Here is a 16,553-nt window from a genome sequence, read left to right on the forward strand (position 1 = left end):
AAGATGGCACACTATAACAGCGTGCCATTCTTAGTATATGGGAAAATAGATGATTTCGGTTCAAGATACTTCGCAATTGCCGGATTTTTTTAATTGCCAAAGGGTAGGGAGGGAATATTATGAGCAAAGAGAGAGAACTTCCATTGCTTCCCTTGAGGGGGATTCTGGTTTTTCCGTATATGGTCATTCATTTAGATGTTGGGCGGGAACGTTCCATGGCTGCCATCGATCAAGCAATGATGGAGGATCGAATCATTCTTTTATCCGCTCAAAAGGAGATGGAAATTGATTCGCCTAATGCCGAAGACATACATACTATCGGTACCTTAGCGGAAATAAAGCAGCTTTTGAAATTACCTGGTGGTACCATGCGGGTCCTTGTGGAAGGGAAAAGCCGGGGTAAGATTGTTGATTTCTTGGCTGAGGAACCTTATTTTCGGGTTCGGGTGGAAGAGACTGAGGAAGGCATTGCTGCTGTTACCCCGGAAATAGAGGTTCTAACTCATGGGGTTATACACCAGTTTGAGGAATATGCTAAGCTAAGTAAGAAGGTCCCCCAAGAAACTTTGGGGACGGTACTGGGGGTGAATGACCCCGGGCGTTTGGCGGATATTGTGGCTTCTCATTTAAATCTGAAACTAGGGGATAAGCAGGCCATCTTAGAGGCCCTTGAAATTGCCGAACGGTTAGAGCGTCTTGCGGAAATCATTATGCGAGAAAATGAAATCCTTGAGCTGGAACGGCGTATCGGTCTGCGGGTCCGCAAGCAAATGGAAAAAACTCAAAAGGAGTACTACTTGCGGGAGCAGATGAAGGCTATTCAGAAGGAACTGGGGGAGAAGGACGAAAAGCAGGCGGAAGTAGAGGAATATCGGGAAAAGGTTGCACAGGCCAATCTGCCTGAAGAGGTGGAGGAGCGGGCTTTGAAGGAAATCGACCGCCTTGAAAAAATGCCTCAAGCCTCCTCGGAAGGAACTGTAGTACGTACATATTTGGATTGGATTATTGCTCTTCCTTGGACCAAGATGAGTAAAGATAAGACGGATATTAAGCGGGCGGAAAAGATTCTCAATGAGGATCATTACGGCTTGGAAAAGGTCAAGGAAAGGATTCTGGAGTTTTTAGCCATTCGCAAGCTAACCCCGAAGATGAAAAGCCCTATCATATGTTTTGTGGGACCGCCGGGAGTGGGTAAAACCTCTTTGGCTAAGTCCGTGGCACGGGCTTTGGATCGAAAATTTGTGCGCATGTCCTTAGGAGGGGTTCGGGATGAAGCGGAGATCCGTGGTCATCGCCGGACGTATATTGGGGCCCTCCCCGGTCGAATTATTCAAGGTATGCGGACTGCCGGAACAGCTAATCCGGTATTCCTTCTGGACGAGATTGATAAGATGGCCTCGGATTTTCGAGGTGACCCGGCTGCGGCACTTCTCGAGGTTCTTGATCCTGAGCAAAACTTTAGTTTTGCCGATCATTACTTAGATCTCCCTTATGATTTATCCCATACTCTGTTCATCATGACCGCCAATACCTTGCACACCATTCCCCGTCCTCTTTTGGACCGGATGGAGGTAATTTCCTTAAGCGGTTACACAGAAGACGAAAAGGTCAATATTGCCAAGAAATATCTGGTGCCTAAGCAGATGAAAGCGCATGGCTTAAAGGCTAATCAACTGATCATAAGTGATGAAATCCTCCTGAAGCTGGTTCAAGGCTATACGAGAGAATCAGGAGTGCGTAATCTGGAGCGTCAGATTGCCAATCTCTGCCGTAAAGTTGCCACTCGGGTGGTAAAAAAGGAATGGGAAGTAGAAGAACCTACTCCGGAGCTATTGGAGGAGCTTTTGGGTGCACCGCGTTTTCATTTTGAAAAGGCTCGGCAAAAGCCGGAAATTGGTGCCGCTACGGGGCTCGCTTATACGGAAGTGGGTGGGGATGTTTTAACTATTGAGGTTATTCCCCTGCCGGGTAAAGGCCAGCTGACCTTGACCGGTAAGTTGGGGGATGTAATGAAGGAGTCGGCCTATGCGGGTCGGACCTTCGTTCGTTCTCATTCCCGGGAATTAGGTATACCTGATGATTTTTATGAAAAAACTGATCTTCATATCCACGTCCCGGAAGGGGCGATTCCTAAAGATGGTCCTTCGGCGGGAATCACAATGGCCACCGCCATGGCCTCGGCCTTGGCTAAACGGGCTGTTCCTTCTGATTTGGCAATGACCGGTGAGATCACCCTAAGGGGGAATGTCTTACCCATCGGCGGTGTGAAGGAAAAGGTCTTGGCGGCCCATCGGGCCGGTATCAAAAAGGTAATCTTGCCTGAGCAAAATCGTAAAGACTTAGAGGAAGTACCGGAGAATATACGCAGGGAGCTGGAGTTCCATTTTGTCAGACGAATGGAAGAGGTTGCTAATATTGCCCTTCTTCCGGTGGCGGAATCCGAGGAGTATCTGGGAACCATGAATCGCTTCCCGATCTTTGGGCAAGAAGATATTCCTCCTGACCCGGATCCCAGGCCTGTCTCCTAGGAGGTCAAGATTCTTCGCTAGCGCTCAGAATGACAGCCTCTTGAAACAGGGGGACAGGTCCCCTGTTTCAAACTCCCCCTTTATCACAATGAGTTCGCTTTTAGTAAGCAGCAATGTTGCTGGATCATTTTTGAATAGATAGTATTCTGTGGGCGTTTAAGGGCAGCCGGCGATATTTTTAAAAAAAAGGTGAAACAAGGAACCTGTCCCCTTGTTTCAAAAGAGGAGTATATGTGTGATTACGATTCGTAAGGCGGAGTTTGTTACCTCGGCCGTGAATTTTAAAGGCTACCCGGAAGGGTCGGAGCCGGAAATTGCCTTAGCGGGGCGCTCTAATGTAGGAAAATCCTCTCTAATCAATAAATTCATCAACCGTAGAAACCTAGCCCGCACCGGCAACACCCCCGGTAAAACTCAAATGCTAAATTTTTACCGCATCAATGATGAGTGGACTTTTGTGGATTTGCCCGGGTATGGTTATGCTAAGGTCTCCAAAGAGCTTAAGGCTAATTGGGGTAAGATGATGGAGGAGTATTTCTCCCGCCGTGAGAATTTAAGAGCAGTAATTCAGGTGGTGGATATCCGTCATTCTCCCAGTGTGGAGGACCAGGAGATGCATGTCTTTTTGCGGAATCGGGGAATCCCTGTTCTCGTGGTGGCTACCAAAGCAGATAAGATTTCCAAAGGACAGTGGGGTAAGCATTTGAGTCAGATCGCCAAGGCGTTGGATATTCCGGATTGGCATATGATTGTTCCCTACTCGGCAGAGACGGGTCTAGGAGTTCCCGAGCTTCATCAAGCTGTGGAGGAGATTTTGACCATGGGTGAAAGCATCGCTGAGGAATAGGAAAATATAGTATTTCCAGAGCGGTTGGTAATAATCAAAGTAGTTTTCGATATTAGCAGTTTTTCGTTAATGAGATGGCTTCCCTCCGAATATACATTATGGGGATAGGTCCCTTGTGGATAATCCCTAATGAGTATGTAAGGAGCGGAAGCCTTTTGAATGATGTAATAATTATGTCAGTAAGCCTGGGGATAATTTTATTGTCTGCCGAAGTTTTTACCAATGGGGTGGAATGGCTGGGTAAACGTTTAAATTTAGGTGCCGGCGCGGTGGGGAGTGTCCTGGCGGCGGTAGGGACGGCCCTCCCGGAGACCATGGTTCCTATTATTGCTTTTTTAGGAGCTAAAGGAGAGGGCGTTACAGACGTTGGTATAGGAGCAATTTTAGGAGCTCCTTTTATGCTGGTTACTTTAGCCTTCTTTATTTCCGGAGCGGCGGTGCTTATTTTTCGGCGTAATAATAAGCCTTTATTTATTAATACCTTAGTGCTGAGGCGGGATCTTTCCTTTTTCCTGGTGGTCTACAGCTTAGCAATCTTAGCATCCTTTATTCCGCAACATAATTTAAAGCTTGCTATTGCCGGCTTGCTGCTCCTTCTTTACGTTATCTATGTAATAAAAACCGTGCGCAACAGCCTAGGGACTGAAGAGCACGGTGATTTAGCACCTCTTTATTTTGCGCAGCGGGATTCCAATCCTTCCCTTTCGATAATTTCCTTGCAGCTGCTTTTCGCATTATTAGGGATGGCAGCGGGAGCTCACGCCTTTGTGGATGCAGTTCAAACAGTGGCGCAAGCTACAGGGATCCCGGTTTTAGTTCTATCTTTGATTATTACTCCGATCGCTACTGAACTCCCTGAGAAATTTAATAGTGTAATTTGGTTAAAACGGGGAAAAGATACCTTGGCCTTAGGAAATATCACCGGAGCTATGGTATTCCAAAGTTCCACGATTCCGGCCCTGGGAATTGCTCTTACGCCCTGGCGTTTGGAGCCACTGGCCTTATGGAGTGCTCTTCTGGCTTTGGGATCGAGTTTCTTTATCTATACGACTCTCCGTCGGCGCGGGACCATATCTCCACTCCATCTACTGGCAGGGGGTGGGTTTTATTTTCTTTTCATTCTAACTTTGGTTCATTTCCATTTGCATTAATTTGGTTAGGCTGTGAAGGCTCGCATTCGCAAAAGCGTATTTTTGCTTGGGCAAGACATTGGTAGTGGCGTTCTTCATCGGCGGCCAGTTGCAGAAGAATGGTCTGGATCTCCGGTACGGGGATTTTCCTGGCTAAATTTGTGTAATGTTTTACGGCTTGAGCCTCATCTTGTATGTTGTAATCAAGAATAGAGCAAAGATCTGCAGTGTAGTTAAGATAACGGGAACGCCAGTCAAACCAGCGACCTTTGTTAAATGTCCCATAGCGAGGGTCGACTCCGAGAAAGCGAATGCACCAAGCCAGCTGTTCCAGATGGCGCAATTCGTCATAGGCAATTGGTCGCAGAAGTTCATCAAACTCTGGACGATCAAGGACGGCTGCTTGATAAAGATAAGTAGTTACTGCCGATAATTCTGAATCCTTGCCGGCATAGACATCGAATAACCACATGGCATAAGTAAAGTTTGGCTCAGGTATTTCCTCGGGGACGGCATCTTTAACTTCATAGGTTGGCAGTAAGAGAACCTGACCGGGGTAAATCCGGTCGGGATGTTTGAGGTGGTTAAGGTTAATAATATCCGACATCTCGACTTTATAGGAATTGGCGATTTTATAAATGCTATCTCCAGGCTGCACCACATAGCGGGTATAATCCATGGTAATTCCCCCTTCTTGTTTATTACTATATTCTCAAGGAGATAGGGATGGGAAAGGAAGAATGTTCCTTTTTAGGTGCATGAATGGGACAGGTCGGTCATAGATATGAATTGATAAAGGATTGAAGGGAGCGATTTGGCATGGGAGATGGGATTCTCAAGGGAGTTAGCGCTGCTTTGTTGGTGACGGTCATAACTTTGCTTGCGGGATTGCTTTGGACAGCCATGGGATTGGGAGGGGTGTCAACCTCCACATTGGTGGATATCGGCTTAGTAGCCAGCTGTATTGCGGCAGGTTATCAAGCGGGTAGGGAAAGCGGGCAATGGATCTTAGGAGGAGTGTCCAGTGTAGGCTATGTCTTACTCTGTGTGGTGCTGATGGCCCTATTCATAGAGTTGAGCGGATGGGGAGTTATTCAAGTTTTGGCAGAGGGTGGCCTAATCGGTGTTTTGGCGGGTGCTTTTGGGGCCGGTAAGGGTGGGAGAAGACCCCGTGGGTCGGGCCGGCGTTCGCCAAGATTCCCCGCATGGGATGAGGGTATATATAGTAGTGCAGCCTATAGTAGTGCCTCTAGTTCCCGTGCTCATGAGGATTGGGATGTGCATATGGATGACTGGAGCGAGCTGCTGGATGGGGACAGGGAACATGCTTATGAGGAAAAGACTAAGCAAGGGAGAAGAGGTTTTATAGAAAGTCTTTGGCAAGAAAAGGACAAGCATGAAGAGAATGGGCTTTGGGAGGAAGAGGTGCAATGGTCAAAAGGAATAAAAGCTGTGAAGCAACGAGGTTCCGATCGGTATAATAAAGAGGCAAATATTGACGAAGAGGAATGGGAAAATTGGCTAAATAGTGAAAAAGGCAAATCCGGATCTACCGACCGTAAAGCTTGGTGGGATGAGGACGTTCTGTAGTATAGAATCCGATAAGGGTCGCAGAATATAGGTAGTTACACAACAGCTTTTGTAAGGGAATGGTTATGTGGAAAAGGCCCTTGACTATATTGTTCTAGGCGTTACGGCTAGCTTTTTAGGCTGTCTGCTAATGGTATTGGTTATGATTTTGGTAGTAAAACTTTTTTTTCGAAAGGGAGTGCAGCAGCTTTTTGGTTCGCTTATGAATAGGCTCCTTAGTGATAACTATCCGGAAAATTTAATTGAATTATGGAGTGCTGTACGTAGGACTTCTGTTCAAAATATAATCGAAATCAGTCTAAGGGCGGAAACGGGGGAAGCTGTAAACCGTCCTTTAGGCAGCTATAAACATTTTAATCATTATGATAACCTTATGTTTATTCCGGCACAATTAGTAAGGATGCCTGTTGAAAGAAAAGTTCCTGTAGATCTATCGGTAACGATTGGCCCCAAAGCTGAAAACCCCATGGCTTTACCTATTCCTCTATTAATAGGTGGAATGGGTTTTGGAATTGCTTTAAGTGAAGGGGCTAAAATAGCTTTGGCTAAAGCAGCTAAGGAATTGGGGATTGCAACCAATTCGGGAGAAGGGCCGTTTCTACCTGAGGAGAGGGCAGCTGCCGGGAAATTTATCTGGCAGGTAAGCCGTTATAGTTACGGGAGAGATCCCCAAGCAATTGCTGCTGCCGACATGCTGGAAGTGCAGATGGGGCAGGGGGCAAGGTCGGGTGGACATCTTATGGACCCCAAAGAAATTAAGGGAAAGGCCCAAAAACTTATGAAGATCTCACCCGTTGCATCGTTAGTGGGCTATGCCAATACCCCGGGAATCCGGAGCCCCCGTGATTGGCCCTGTTTCGTTCGCGATCTGCGTAAAGAAGCGGGGGGTAAGCCCATCGGGATAAAAATAATGGGCGGGGGAAGACTGGAGGCGGATTTGGCCATAGCTATCGAGGCGGGATTTGACGTAATCTGTATCGGGGGTTCACAGGGGGGAACTTCCGCATCTTCGCCTACGATCAGCGATGATTTTGGTATGCCCAGTATCAATAATCTTGTGCGGGCTCAAAAATATCTGAAGGAACAGGGGGTCAGGCATGAGGTGAGCTTAATTGTTTCGGGGGGATATGCTACCCCCGGTGAATGCTTAAAAGCCGTTGCTTTGGGTGCGGATGCCGTCTATCTAGGGACGGTACCCCTTTTTGCCCTAGTCCATAGGCAGATCGGGAAGGTTCTGCCGTGGGAGCCTTTAACCCAACTTGTTTACTATAATTCGAAGTATAAAGACCGGCTGGACGTTAATTTGGCTGCTCAAAGCGTTATTAAAGTATTTAAATCCTTTACTATGGAAATGGAGGAAGGGATTCGGGCTATTGGCAAGAAGTCTATCGCTGATTTGGGCCCCAATGATCTTATAGCCCTGGATGATTGGACTGCAGAGCTCACGGGTGTTCCGAGGGCTTAGCACAAGATCCTTCGCGTACGCTCAGGATGACACGGCCATAAAAAATCTAATAGGCAAATAAAAGCGGATGCTTACGAATATACCATCGCATAGCATCCGCTTATAATTATTAAACAACTAGTTTAAAATAAATTTACGAGCCGCTTGTTGAAGGTCCTGGGCCGTTTTGGATAGTTCATGAACTGAAGCGTTAATTTCTTGCATGGCGAGCATTTGCTCAGAACTGCTGCTGGCTACTTCTTCTGTCTGTGCAGTTGTCTGTTGACAGATGGAGGCGACTTGGGTTACCTCGTGAGCAATGATATCCGAGCTTTGAGTTATGCTGCTGGATAAGGCGGAGATTTCCTGAATCTGCTGACTTAGCATCTGGGTACTTTCCTTAATCCTGGTAAATGCTTGCTGGGCATTTTGGATAGCATTGGCTCCGCTTTGGACCACTTCTTTTTCGGAGTTCATACTGGCAATTGCTTCATCAAGGCTGTTTTTGATATCGAAGATAATAGTTTCGATTTGAGCACTGGAGAGGGTAGATTGTTCTGCAAGTTTGCGAACTTCCTCGGCTACGACACTGAACCCCCGACCATGTTCTCCTGCCCGAGCGGCTTCGATAGCCGCATTGAGTGCTAAGAGATTTGTTTGGTCGGAAATTGCTTTAATCGTCTCGACAATGGAACCAATAACAGTGGATTTTTCGCCGAGAGCGGTGATGATCTGTCCGGTACCATCCACGGAATTATGAATATGCTCCATTTGAAGGTTAACCATGGACATCGCCGTGTCCCCATCTTGGGCAAGTCCCAAGGATTGTTGAGAGGATTGGTCGGCAAGATTAATATGATCTTCAATTTGGCGGATGCCATGGGCCATAGATTGTATGGAGCTCATAATGTTCTGGACGCTATTGGCTTGGGATTGAGAACCGAAGGCTACTTGATGGACGGATGAGGAAACAAGTTCCGCGGCTTGGCTGGTGGTTTCTGATTGGGTGGACAGAACTTGAGAGGACTCGGCAAAGATATCCGCACTGTGAGTTATATCTCCCACCAAAGAACGAAAATTCTCGGCCATTTGATTTAAGGAATCACAGAGGACTCCTAACTCATCTTTTTGTCCCATACTATAAACTGTTGCCGTAAGGTTCCCTTCAGCCACTTTTTCAGCGAATTTCACGCTCCGGCGAAGGGGGGTTGCCACCAGATAAGATATGTAAAGTCCATAAACAAAGATGATAAGGCTTGCAGCGATTAATAAAGCCAGGAAAACTATGATATTCTGCTCAAGGTTAGCACCTGATTTAACCATAAGATAAATAGCGCCACCGGCACAAAGAGTGATGAGGGCATTGATTCCGAAAGCGAGATTAAGCTTTGCCGATACGGATAAATTAAACCACCATCGCACAATTCCCGAGTGTTTAAAGAAAAATTTACTAACTTTGTCTAAAAAGTTATTCATTTAAAGCCTCCTTAGCTTGTTAAATACTTCATATGGGGACATAGGTTAAAATAGTTTCCGGAATAATTGGAAATTTATCGTCTTTATTGTATCATAGGTTTTTCCAATTGAGGAGTACTGGAATTATTAATAATTTAAGACTTTTGGCAATAAGAGTTTTATTTTCACAGTGCGCAAGGGCAACCAACGTTTTCGTCTGCTTAGGGCATGCTTTAAGGCTAGGCGAAGCCGGGTTTTCTTTGACATTAATTCATTAGGTAGCTATAATAAAGTATATTATCTATGCAAAGAAATAAACCCTAGGAATGTGAGGAATAGTCGGACCAACGGTTCAGAGAGAAAGATGGTTGCTGAGAATCTTTCCGGATTGGTGACTAGGGTCGCACAGGAGGGGCAAGGGCGAATGGAGTAGTCCTTGACGGTTTGCCCGTTATCGCATCGGAGTGTAAGATTAACTGGGGAAGAGTTTTTCTTAAAAAAAGGTGGTACCGCGAGCCCTTCGTCCTTTTATGGATGAGGGGCTTTTTGTATAAAAGTATCTCTCTAAGTTACGAAAGGAGCGTTAACTTAAATGTCGGAGGAGTTCAAAATGGAGAAGGTCTATGACCCGAGCAGGGTTGAGGGGAAATGGTATCCCATCTGGGAGGAAAAAGGGTTTTTTCATGCGGATGTAGATGATACTAAGGAGCCTTTCAGTATCGTTATGCCGCCGCCTAATGTAACAGGGGCATTGCACTTGGGGCATGCCATCGATAGTACTATTCAGGATATTCTCACTCGCTTCAAACGGATGCAGGGTTATAACACTTTATGGCTTCCCGGCACCGACCACGCGGGAATTGCCACTCAGGCCAAGGTCGAGGAGCAGCTTGCTAAGGAGGGAACCAATCGTCATGAACTAGGTCGGGAGAAGTTTCTTGGTCGGGTCTGGGATTGGAAAAAAGAATACGGGGGAAGGATTACTCAGCAGTTGCGTCGATTGGGTGCCTCTTGTGATTGGTCGAGGGAGCGCTTCACCATGGATGAAGGCTGTTCCAAGGCTGTTCGCGAAGTGTTTGTTGATCTTTATAGTAAGGGGTTAATTTATCGAGGCAATTACATTGTCAACTGGTGTCCCCATTGTCATACCACAATTTCCGATATTGAAGTAGAGCACATTGACCGGGAAGGGCATCTTTGGCATCTTCGCTATCCGGTTAAAGATAGTGATGAGTATTTGGTCGTAGCCACCACCCGTCCGGAAACCATGCTGGGGGATACGGCAGTTGCTGTTCACCCGGAGGATGAGCGTTACCAACATCTAGTCGGCAAAACAATTATTCTCCCTTTAGTTAATCGGGAAATCCCTATTATTGCCGATGAGTATGTAGACCGTGAGTTTGGGACCGGGGCGGTAAAAATCACTCCTGCCCATGACCCCAATGACTTTGAAGTAGGATTACGTCATCATCTGCCTTCCATTGCGGTAATGGATCGGGAAGCGAAAATGAATGAGCAGGCCGGGAAATACCAAGGGATGGAGCGTTATGCAGCTCGCAAGGCGATTGTTAAAGATCTTGAGCAACTTGGTGCGTTGATTAAGGTAGATAATCACCAGCATGCCGTTGGGGAATGCTATCGCTGTTCTACAGTTGTGGAACCGATGGTCAGCAAGCAGTGGTTCGTTAAGATGGAGCCTTTGGCCGAACCGGCTATGGAAGTGGTGCGGGAAAGGCGTTTGGAGTTCGTGCCGGATCGCTTTGCCAAGATCTACTTGGGTTGGCTGGAGAATATCCGGGACTGGTGTATATCCCGTCAGCTTTGGTGGGGACATCGAATCCCGGTCTGGTATTGTGAGGATTGTGGTGCCGAGATCTGCGTGAAAGAAGATCCGGAGGTTTGTCCGAAATGCGTCTCTAAGCATATTCAGCAGGATCCGGATGTATTGGATACTTGGTTTTCCTCAGGGCTATGGCCGTTCTCGACCCTGGGTTGGCCGGAAGAGACACCGGAGCTTAATCAGTTTTATCCGACTTCGGTTCTGGTTACCGGGCGGGATATAATCTTTTTCTGGGTAGCCCGGATGGCCTTTACGGGTCTGGAATTCATGAAAGATGTGCCCTTTAAGAAGGTTATGATCCACGGTCTGGTTCAGGATGCTCAAGGTCGAAAAATGAGTAAGAGTTTGGGCAATGGTGTGGATCCCCTGGAGGTTATTGATCAATACGGGGCGGATACTTTGCGTTTTATGCTCATTACGGGGAATACCCCGGGCAATGATTTGCGCTTCCATCCTGAACGCCTCGAAGCAACTCGCAATTTCGCCAATAAGATTTGGAATGCCTCTCGCTTTGTTCTCCTGAACCTTCAGGATTATCAGGAGGGCCCAAGAGGGGAGCAGAAGTTGGAAGATCGGTGGATACTTTCGCGATATGAAAAGACGATAGAGGAAGTAACCGACGCTTTAGAACGCTATGACCTGGGTGAAGCTGCTCGGATTTTATATGAGTTCATCTGGAATGAGTTCTGCGATTGGTATATTGAACTAGCAAAGGGACGGCTCTACGATAAAGAGCATCCTGAGGCACGGCACACGGTTCAGTCCATTCTCTTAGAGGTATTAGAGGGGACCATGAGGCTTTTACACCCCTTTATGCCCTTTATCACGGAGGAGATCTGGCAGAACCTGCCCGTGGCCGGGGAAAGCATTATGATTCAATCCTGGCCTGAGGTTGAAGGCTACCAGGATGATGCAGTTGAGAAAAAGATGACCCTAATCATGGAAGTAATTAAGTCCATCCGGAATATTCGTGCGGAGATGAATGTCCAGCCCGGTAAGAAAGCCGAGATCATTCTCGTGGTTGCCGAACCGGGAGCCCGGGAAGTTCTGGAAATGGCTCGGGAAAGCATTAAGCTTCTAGCCGGGGGATCTCAAGTAGAAGTTGTCTCTGCTCTCGAAGTCAAGCCTGCTCAGGCAGCCAGCGCAGTTCTCGAAGGGGTGGAAGTTTATCTTCCCTTGCGGGGGCTTCTGGATCTGGATAAGGAGATCGCCCGAGTGGAAAAAGAGATTGCTCAGGCTTTTCAAGAGCAAAGCCGTTTAGAGGGTAAGCTCAATAATGAAGGTTTCGTAGCGAAAGCTCCTGAGCAAGTCGTTGTCAAGGAGCGGGAGAAGCTGGAAGGAATCAACGGACGGATTGCAGCACTAAAAGTTCGTTTAGCAGAGCTAAAAGAGGCGTAAGCCTTGAAACAGAGGGACAGGTTCCTTGTTTCAAAACGGGTTTGTCATGACGTAGTGAAGGGCATGCTGATTTCTGGGGAAGTTAGCATGCCTTCTTCATGGGTGCTTGCTGAGGCGTCGGCAATTAAAAAGTTGAGAGTTATGTTATAGACGGTCGGAAATTACGCGGTGAAATTATCCTCACTAATTGCAGGAAAATGACTCCTTATAGGGAATTAAGGCATAGAAGAATTGTACATAATAACCGTGCATAGCAAAGGGTGGACAAGATAATGGTGTGTTTTAAAGGAGGAGCAAAAGGTGAGGGTAAATGAGGCTTTAGGGATGAATGAAGAGGAGCTTGAATACCAAGAGGCAAAGGATTATCTGGTTAACCTCACGAAATTCGGCATGAATTTTGGGTTGGGCCGGATCGAGGAGTTGCTAAAGCGGGTGGGTAATCCTGAAGAACGCCTTAAAGTTGTCCATATCGGTGGAACAAATGGTAAAGGTTCCACCACGATGATGACTGCGGAGATCCTGGAGGATGCTGGTTATCGAGTGGGGGTCTTTACCTCTCCTCATCTTCATGACTATCGGGAACGGATAACGATTAATGGAGAAATGATTCCCAAAGGAGAGGTAATTCGATTAATTAATATTCTCCGTCCTCATTTAGAAGATCTAGTAGAAAAGGGCGTCGAACATCCTACGGAGTTTGAAGTGAATACTGCTATGGCCCTAATGTACTTTGCCGATCAAAAAGTAGACTTGGCCCTTCTGGAAGTGGGTTTGGGGGGAGCTATTGACTCTACCAATGTGGTAAAACCCTTGATCTCGGTCATTACCAATGTGGGAATGGATCATATGGATTATCTCGGTACAACCTATGAGGAAGTGGCCGGTGTGAAAGCCGGGATAATAAAACCCGGCGCCATCACTGTAACGGGAGCCGGTCGTCCCGAGGCTTTAAAAGTCATTCGGGAAAGGGCGAAAGAGGTGGGGTCTCCTATCTGGGTGGTTGGAGAAGATGTTCAGTGGGAGCGCCGATGGAGCGGGGAATTAGAACAAGAATTTGATCTGGTGGGACTGCGTGGGAACTACAGCAAGCTGCGTTTAAGACTGATAGGGGAACACCAAATGGCTAATGCAGCTCTAGCGGTTACGGTATGTGAACTTTTGAAATATGAGTGCGGGATCAACTTGGAACGCAGAAATATTTATGAGGGGCTTCGCAAAACAGTCTGGCCGGGTCGTTTGGAGTTGCTGTCGCTTAAGCCAAAGGTTCTCTTGGATGGAGCCCATAATGTAGACGGAGCACTGGCTTTGGCTAAGGCCTTAGCCATCTTTCAACGTCACCGGCTGATATTATGTCTTGGTATGTTAGGGGATAAAGAGCGGGAGAAGGTTGTAGATATTTTGGCTCCCTTAGCTGATGAAGTGATTATCACCAAACCAAACTCGACCCGTGTCGGCAACTGGGAGTATCTTGCCCAATTGATTGAAGCAAAGGATAAGCCCGTTACAATCATTGAGGAGCCGCGACTGGCAGTGGAAGAGGCTCTTAGGCGATTAGAAAATGATGATTTGCTTTGTGTAACCGGTTCTCTATACATGATTGCCGATGCCCGGCAGGCCTTACTGGAATTATTACGCAAAGAACCGAGTTAAAATATAAAAAAATTAACATAAACTTAACAATAAGGGCTAAAAAATTTGCTACAATACAACAGGAATTCAGCGAAATACGTCTGGGGGTTAGTAAATGTTTGGCATTTCAACAAAAGAGGACAAATTTTATGCTTTATTTAGAGAGAGTGCCGAGATAGCCTGTACAACTACCAAAAAGCTTGAAGGCTTAGTCTGTCAAAATTCCGTCTCCGATGAAGAGGCTGAGTTCATGCATGATCTGGAGCATAAAGCCGATAAAATCACCACGGAGATCGTGGACAGGTTGAATTCAACCCTGATTACTCCTTTGGACCGTGAGGATATCTATACCTTAGCTCAAAACCTTGATGACATTGTGGACTTAAGTCAAGGGGCGGTAGAACGGATGGCGCTCTATCGTACGAAAAAGCCTTCGATTGGTGCTCAAGAGATTGTTCGTACTATTGTTAAGGCCACGGAGCAAATTAAGACAGCTTTTTGTTGTTTAAATAGTATCCATTTTAAAAAGAGCGAAATCCTTGCCGCTACAGAGGAAGTTTATCGCTTGGAGGCCGCAGGCGATACCCTTTATCGCCAGGAAGTGGCCAGGCTTTTTGAACAAGAAAAAGATGCCATTGAGATTATCAAGTGGAAAGAAATACTGGAGCACCTTGAGAATACCCTGGACCAATGTGAGGAAATTGCAGATCTCCTTAAAGGAGTGGTATTAAAGTATGACTAGTTCCAGTGCGCTATTAATTCTCGTCGTATTTTTCGCGCTGGCTTTCGACTATATTAACGGTTTTCATGATACGGCTAACGCTATTGCGACAAGCGTTTCCACTCGGGCACTTACCCCTCGCCGGGCAGTAATTATTGCTGCAATCCTCAATTTCGTTGGGGCCTTAGTCAGTACCGGAGTAGCCCAAACGATTGCCAAAGATATTGTCAATCCCCAATTCGTTACTCAGCAAATTGTTATATCTGCTTTGATCGGAGCGATTTTCTGGAATTTATTGACCTGGTATTTTGGTATTCCCAGTAGTTCATCCCATGCAATTATCGGCGGTATGATCGGTGCTGCTGTATCCAAACTTGGTTTTGGGGTTTTGCACGTTCAAGGAATCATAAAAATTATTACTGCTCTTATTGCCTCTCCAATTATCGGGATTGTTTTAGGTTTTCTGATTATGAAAACCCTTTATTTTATGTTTGGTTCCGTTGCTCCTTCTAAAGTTAATCAGGGTTTTCGCAAGATGCAAGTACTATCTGCGGGACTATTGGCCTTTAATCATGGTTCAAACGACGCTCAAAAGTCCATGGGGATTATCACCATGGCCCTTGTAGCATCAGGTTTGCAGGATCCGGCCAACCTTGACCCCGCACTATGGGTTAAATTTTCCTGTGCCTTGGCTATGGCTTTAGGTACGGCTATGGGGGGATGGAAAATTATTCGGACCATGGGGGGCAAGATTTTTAAACTGGAACCGATTAATGGCTTTGCCGCAGATTTGACTTCATCGATCGTCATCTGGACAGCCACCGCCTTCCCGGGGTTACACTTACCTGTCTCCACTACTCACGTAGTTTCGGGGTCAATCATGGGGGTTGGTAGTGCAAAACGCATTTCGGCCGTACGCTGGGGGGTTGCACAGCAAATGCTGATGGCATGGGTGGTTACCATCCCAACTACGGCAATTGTTTCTTTCCTCTGTTACAAACTGATTGCTATTATTCTCTAAAAAATGACCATAATATTAATATGATAGAAAATACTTATCAAAGGAACCTTAGGGTTCCTTTTTGCTTTTTAGAACACTTTACGCAGTTAAGCAAGAGGTAGCATGAATAGTCTTGTCCCTTCATAAAGTGATATTAAGTTTTTTCTTTTACTAATAAATGTGAAAGTTTTGTTAAAGTTTGTCAAAATAGGTTTTTTGCCCAAGGAAGAAGTTGACAGTTTTTAGGGAGAGTGATACTATGTATAAATATAATCACTGGATTATTAAGGGTTTCGGAATAATTGGTTTGGGTATAATGGTATGGATGACCTGGTATTTTGGTTATACTTATGTTAAGTTAGTCACACAATCTCAGCACCCTACCTATTCCTCCCAGCATTTGCGTGATCAGGAACTTATCGAAGTAACCCTTGATTCTATTGGATTTTGGACTTGTCAAACGGGCGTATTTAATTCGGAGGAAAATGCTCAAAGGCAAAAGGAGCAGCTGTATCAGCTTGGCTGGGAGCCCCGGATAATTACGAAGAATCCCTGGGTTGTATGCATAGGCTTTGCCTATTCAAAGGAAGAAGTCCTTCCTATATATGGTTTGTTGAAAGAAGGTGGGATCGACTCTGTTCCGAAAGCAATTACCAGTCCGAAACGTACCTTTCGGATTCGAGGCAACGGAGTAAAGGAAACAGCAACTATCTTGAAGGAGGTAAATGCCTTCTTGAGGGATTCCGAGGAGGATAGGGCAAGTAGGCTTCCCGAATTTGAAAACACTAGATTGTTGGCTCCCAGTGGGTTGAAGAGTTTACAAGAGGTTTATTTGTCAACAATCAGGGCTGAGAGAACCCTGCAAACTAATCAACTGATAATCTTGTCCTTAGGTCTTTATAGCGAATACTTCAAGACCCTGGAAGCATTACAAAAATAGGAATATAATAAGATAATAGTTGTTTTATTTG

The 16,553-nt window shown here is 46.1% G+C and carries 12 protein-coding genes and 1 other annotated feature; of the genes, 10 read left to right on the plus strand and 2 right to left on the minus strand.

From position 1 onward, the window contains the following. The first annotated feature begins 119 nt into the window (after positions 1-119). The 3 genes from lon to AC1U9U_RS06390 all read left to right on the plus strand — a co-directional run bounded on the left by lon (position 120) and on the right by AC1U9U_RS06390 (position 4,526). Positions 120-2,528, plus strand: coding sequence for an endopeptidase La (gene lon, locus AC1U9U_RS06380; protein WP_479959719.1), 2,409 nt, complete (start codon positions 120-122; stop codon positions 2,526-2,528). 235 nt (positions 2,529-2,763) lie between these two features. Further along, positions 2,764-3,375: a ribosome biogenesis GTP-binding protein YihA/YsxC gene (yihA, locus tag AC1U9U_RS06385; protein ID WP_479959720.1), complete on the plus strand. Its 612-nt coding sequence runs from the start codon at positions 2,764-2,766 to the stop codon at positions 3,373-3,375. A 155-nt stretch (positions 3,376-3,530) separates the two neighbouring features. Continuing rightward, positions 3,531-4,526, plus strand: a complete 996-nt coding sequence (locus AC1U9U_RS06390) for a sodium:calcium antiporter (RefSeq protein WP_479959721.1) — start codon at positions 3,531-3,533, stop codon at positions 4,524-4,526. Here the strand turns inward: AC1U9U_RS06390 and AC1U9U_RS06395 are convergent. Continuing rightward, positions 4,492-5,184 carry a LysM peptidoglycan-binding domain-containing protein gene (locus AC1U9U_RS06395; protein WP_479959722.1) on the minus strand — a complete coding sequence of 231 codons (693 nt, stop codon included), beginning with the start codon at positions 5,182-5,184 and terminating at the stop codon, positions 4,492-4,494. The genes AC1U9U_RS06390 and AC1U9U_RS06395 overlap by 35 nt on opposite strands. Positions 5,185-5,324: 140 nt before the next feature. On the opposite strand from AC1U9U_RS06395, the gene AC1U9U_RS06400 reads away from it, so the two are divergent. Further along, positions 5,325-6,095 (plus strand): TIGR04086 family membrane protein, encoded by a 771-nt coding sequence (locus AC1U9U_RS06400; protein ID WP_479959723.1) that lies wholly within the window; start codon positions 5,325-5,327, stop codon positions 6,093-6,095. Positions 6,096-6,225: 130 nt separating this feature from the next. After that, on the plus strand, positions 6,226-7,560 hold the full coding sequence (locus tag AC1U9U_RS06405; protein ID WP_479959729.1) for an FMN-binding glutamate synthase family protein: 1,335 nt from the start codon (positions 6,226-6,228) through the stop codon (positions 7,558-7,560). A 117-nt stretch (positions 7,561-7,677) separates the two neighbouring features. Here AC1U9U_RS06405 and AC1U9U_RS06410 read toward each other — a convergent pair whose 3' ends face one another. Beyond that, the gene (locus AC1U9U_RS06410; protein WP_479959724.1) at positions 7,678-9,015 is read right to left on the minus strand and encodes a methyl-accepting chemotaxis protein; all 1,338 of its coding nucleotides are present in this window, start codon (positions 9,013-9,015) and stop codon (positions 7,678-7,680) included. 292 nt (positions 9,016-9,307) lie between these two features. Continuing rightward, positions 9,308-9,525, plus strand: a binding site (T-box leader). Positions 9,526-9,586: 61 nt separating this feature from the next. Here AC1U9U_RS06410 and AC1U9U_RS06415 point away from each other — a divergent pair. The 5 genes from AC1U9U_RS06415 (at position 9,587) to AC1U9U_RS06435 (ending at position 16,522) form a co-directional block, all read left to right on the plus strand. Next, a complete protein-coding gene (locus AC1U9U_RS06415; RefSeq protein ID WP_479959725.1) occupies positions 9,587-12,232 on the plus strand; it encodes a valine--tRNA ligase in 2,646 nt (881 codons plus the stop codon). 324 nt (positions 12,233-12,556) lie between these two features. Next, on the plus strand, positions 12,557-13,882 hold the full coding sequence (locus AC1U9U_RS06420; RefSeq protein WP_479959730.1) for a bifunctional folylpolyglutamate synthase/dihydrofolate synthase: 1,326 nt from the start codon (positions 12,557-12,559) through the stop codon (positions 13,880-13,882). Positions 13,883-13,976: 94 nt separating this feature from the next. Beyond that, complete coding sequence (locus AC1U9U_RS06425) at positions 13,977-14,603, plus strand: DUF47 domain-containing protein (RefSeq protein WP_479959726.1); 627 nt, start codon at positions 13,977-13,979, stop codon at positions 14,601-14,603. Continuing rightward, a complete protein-coding gene (locus tag AC1U9U_RS06430; protein WP_479959727.1) occupies positions 14,596-15,603 on the plus strand; it encodes an inorganic phosphate transporter in 1,008 nt (335 codons plus the stop codon). The genes AC1U9U_RS06425 and AC1U9U_RS06430 overlap by 8 nt, the downstream gene beginning before the upstream one ends. A gap of 238 nt (positions 15,604-15,841) precedes the next feature. Further along, positions 15,842-16,522 (plus strand): SPOR domain-containing protein, encoded by a 681-nt coding sequence (locus AC1U9U_RS06435; RefSeq protein WP_479959728.1) that lies wholly within the window; start codon positions 15,842-15,844, stop codon positions 16,520-16,522. Positions 16,523-16,553: the final 31 nt, after the last annotated feature.

This window comes from Desulfitobacterium sp. (assembly GCF_982384815.1).

What these genes read in the sequence shown, in the direction of transcription:
- lon (WP_479959719.1), top strand. Translation starts at nt 120, where the DNA reads ATGAGCAAAGAGAGAGAACTTCCATTGCTTCCCTTGAGGGGGATTCTG.
- AC1U9U_RS06395 (WP_479959722.1), bottom strand. Translation starts at nt 5,184, where the DNA reads ATGGATTATACCCGCTATGTGGTGCAGCCTGGAGATAGCATTTATAAA.
- AC1U9U_RS06400 (WP_479959723.1), top strand. Translation starts at nt 5,325, where the DNA reads ATGGGAGATGGGATTCTCAAGGGAGTTAGCGCTGCTTTGTTGGTGACG.
- AC1U9U_RS06405 (WP_479959729.1), top strand. Translation starts at nt 6,226, where the DNA reads ATGGTATTGGTTATGATTTTGGTAGTAAAACTTTTTTTTCGAAAGGGA.
- AC1U9U_RS06410 (WP_479959724.1), bottom strand. Translation starts at nt 9,015, where the DNA reads ATGAATAACTTTTTAGACAAAGTTAGTAAATTTTTCTTTAAACACTCG.
- AC1U9U_RS06415 (WP_479959725.1), top strand. Translation starts at nt 9,587, where the DNA reads ATGTCGGAGGAGTTCAAAATGGAGAAGGTCTATGACCCGAGCAGGGTT.
- AC1U9U_RS06420 (WP_479959730.1), top strand. Translation starts at nt 12,557, where the DNA reads ATGAATGAAGAGGAGCTTGAATACCAAGAGGCAAAGGATTATCTGGTT.
- AC1U9U_RS06425 (WP_479959726.1), top strand. Translation starts at nt 13,977, where the DNA reads ATGTTTGGCATTTCAACAAAAGAGGACAAATTTTATGCTTTATTTAGA.
- AC1U9U_RS06430 (WP_479959727.1), top strand. Translation starts at nt 14,596, where the DNA reads ATGACTAGTTCCAGTGCGCTATTAATTCTCGTCGTATTTTTCGCGCTG.
- AC1U9U_RS06435 (WP_479959728.1), top strand. Translation starts at nt 15,842, where the DNA reads ATGTATAAATATAATCACTGGATTATTAAGGGTTTCGGAATAATTGGT.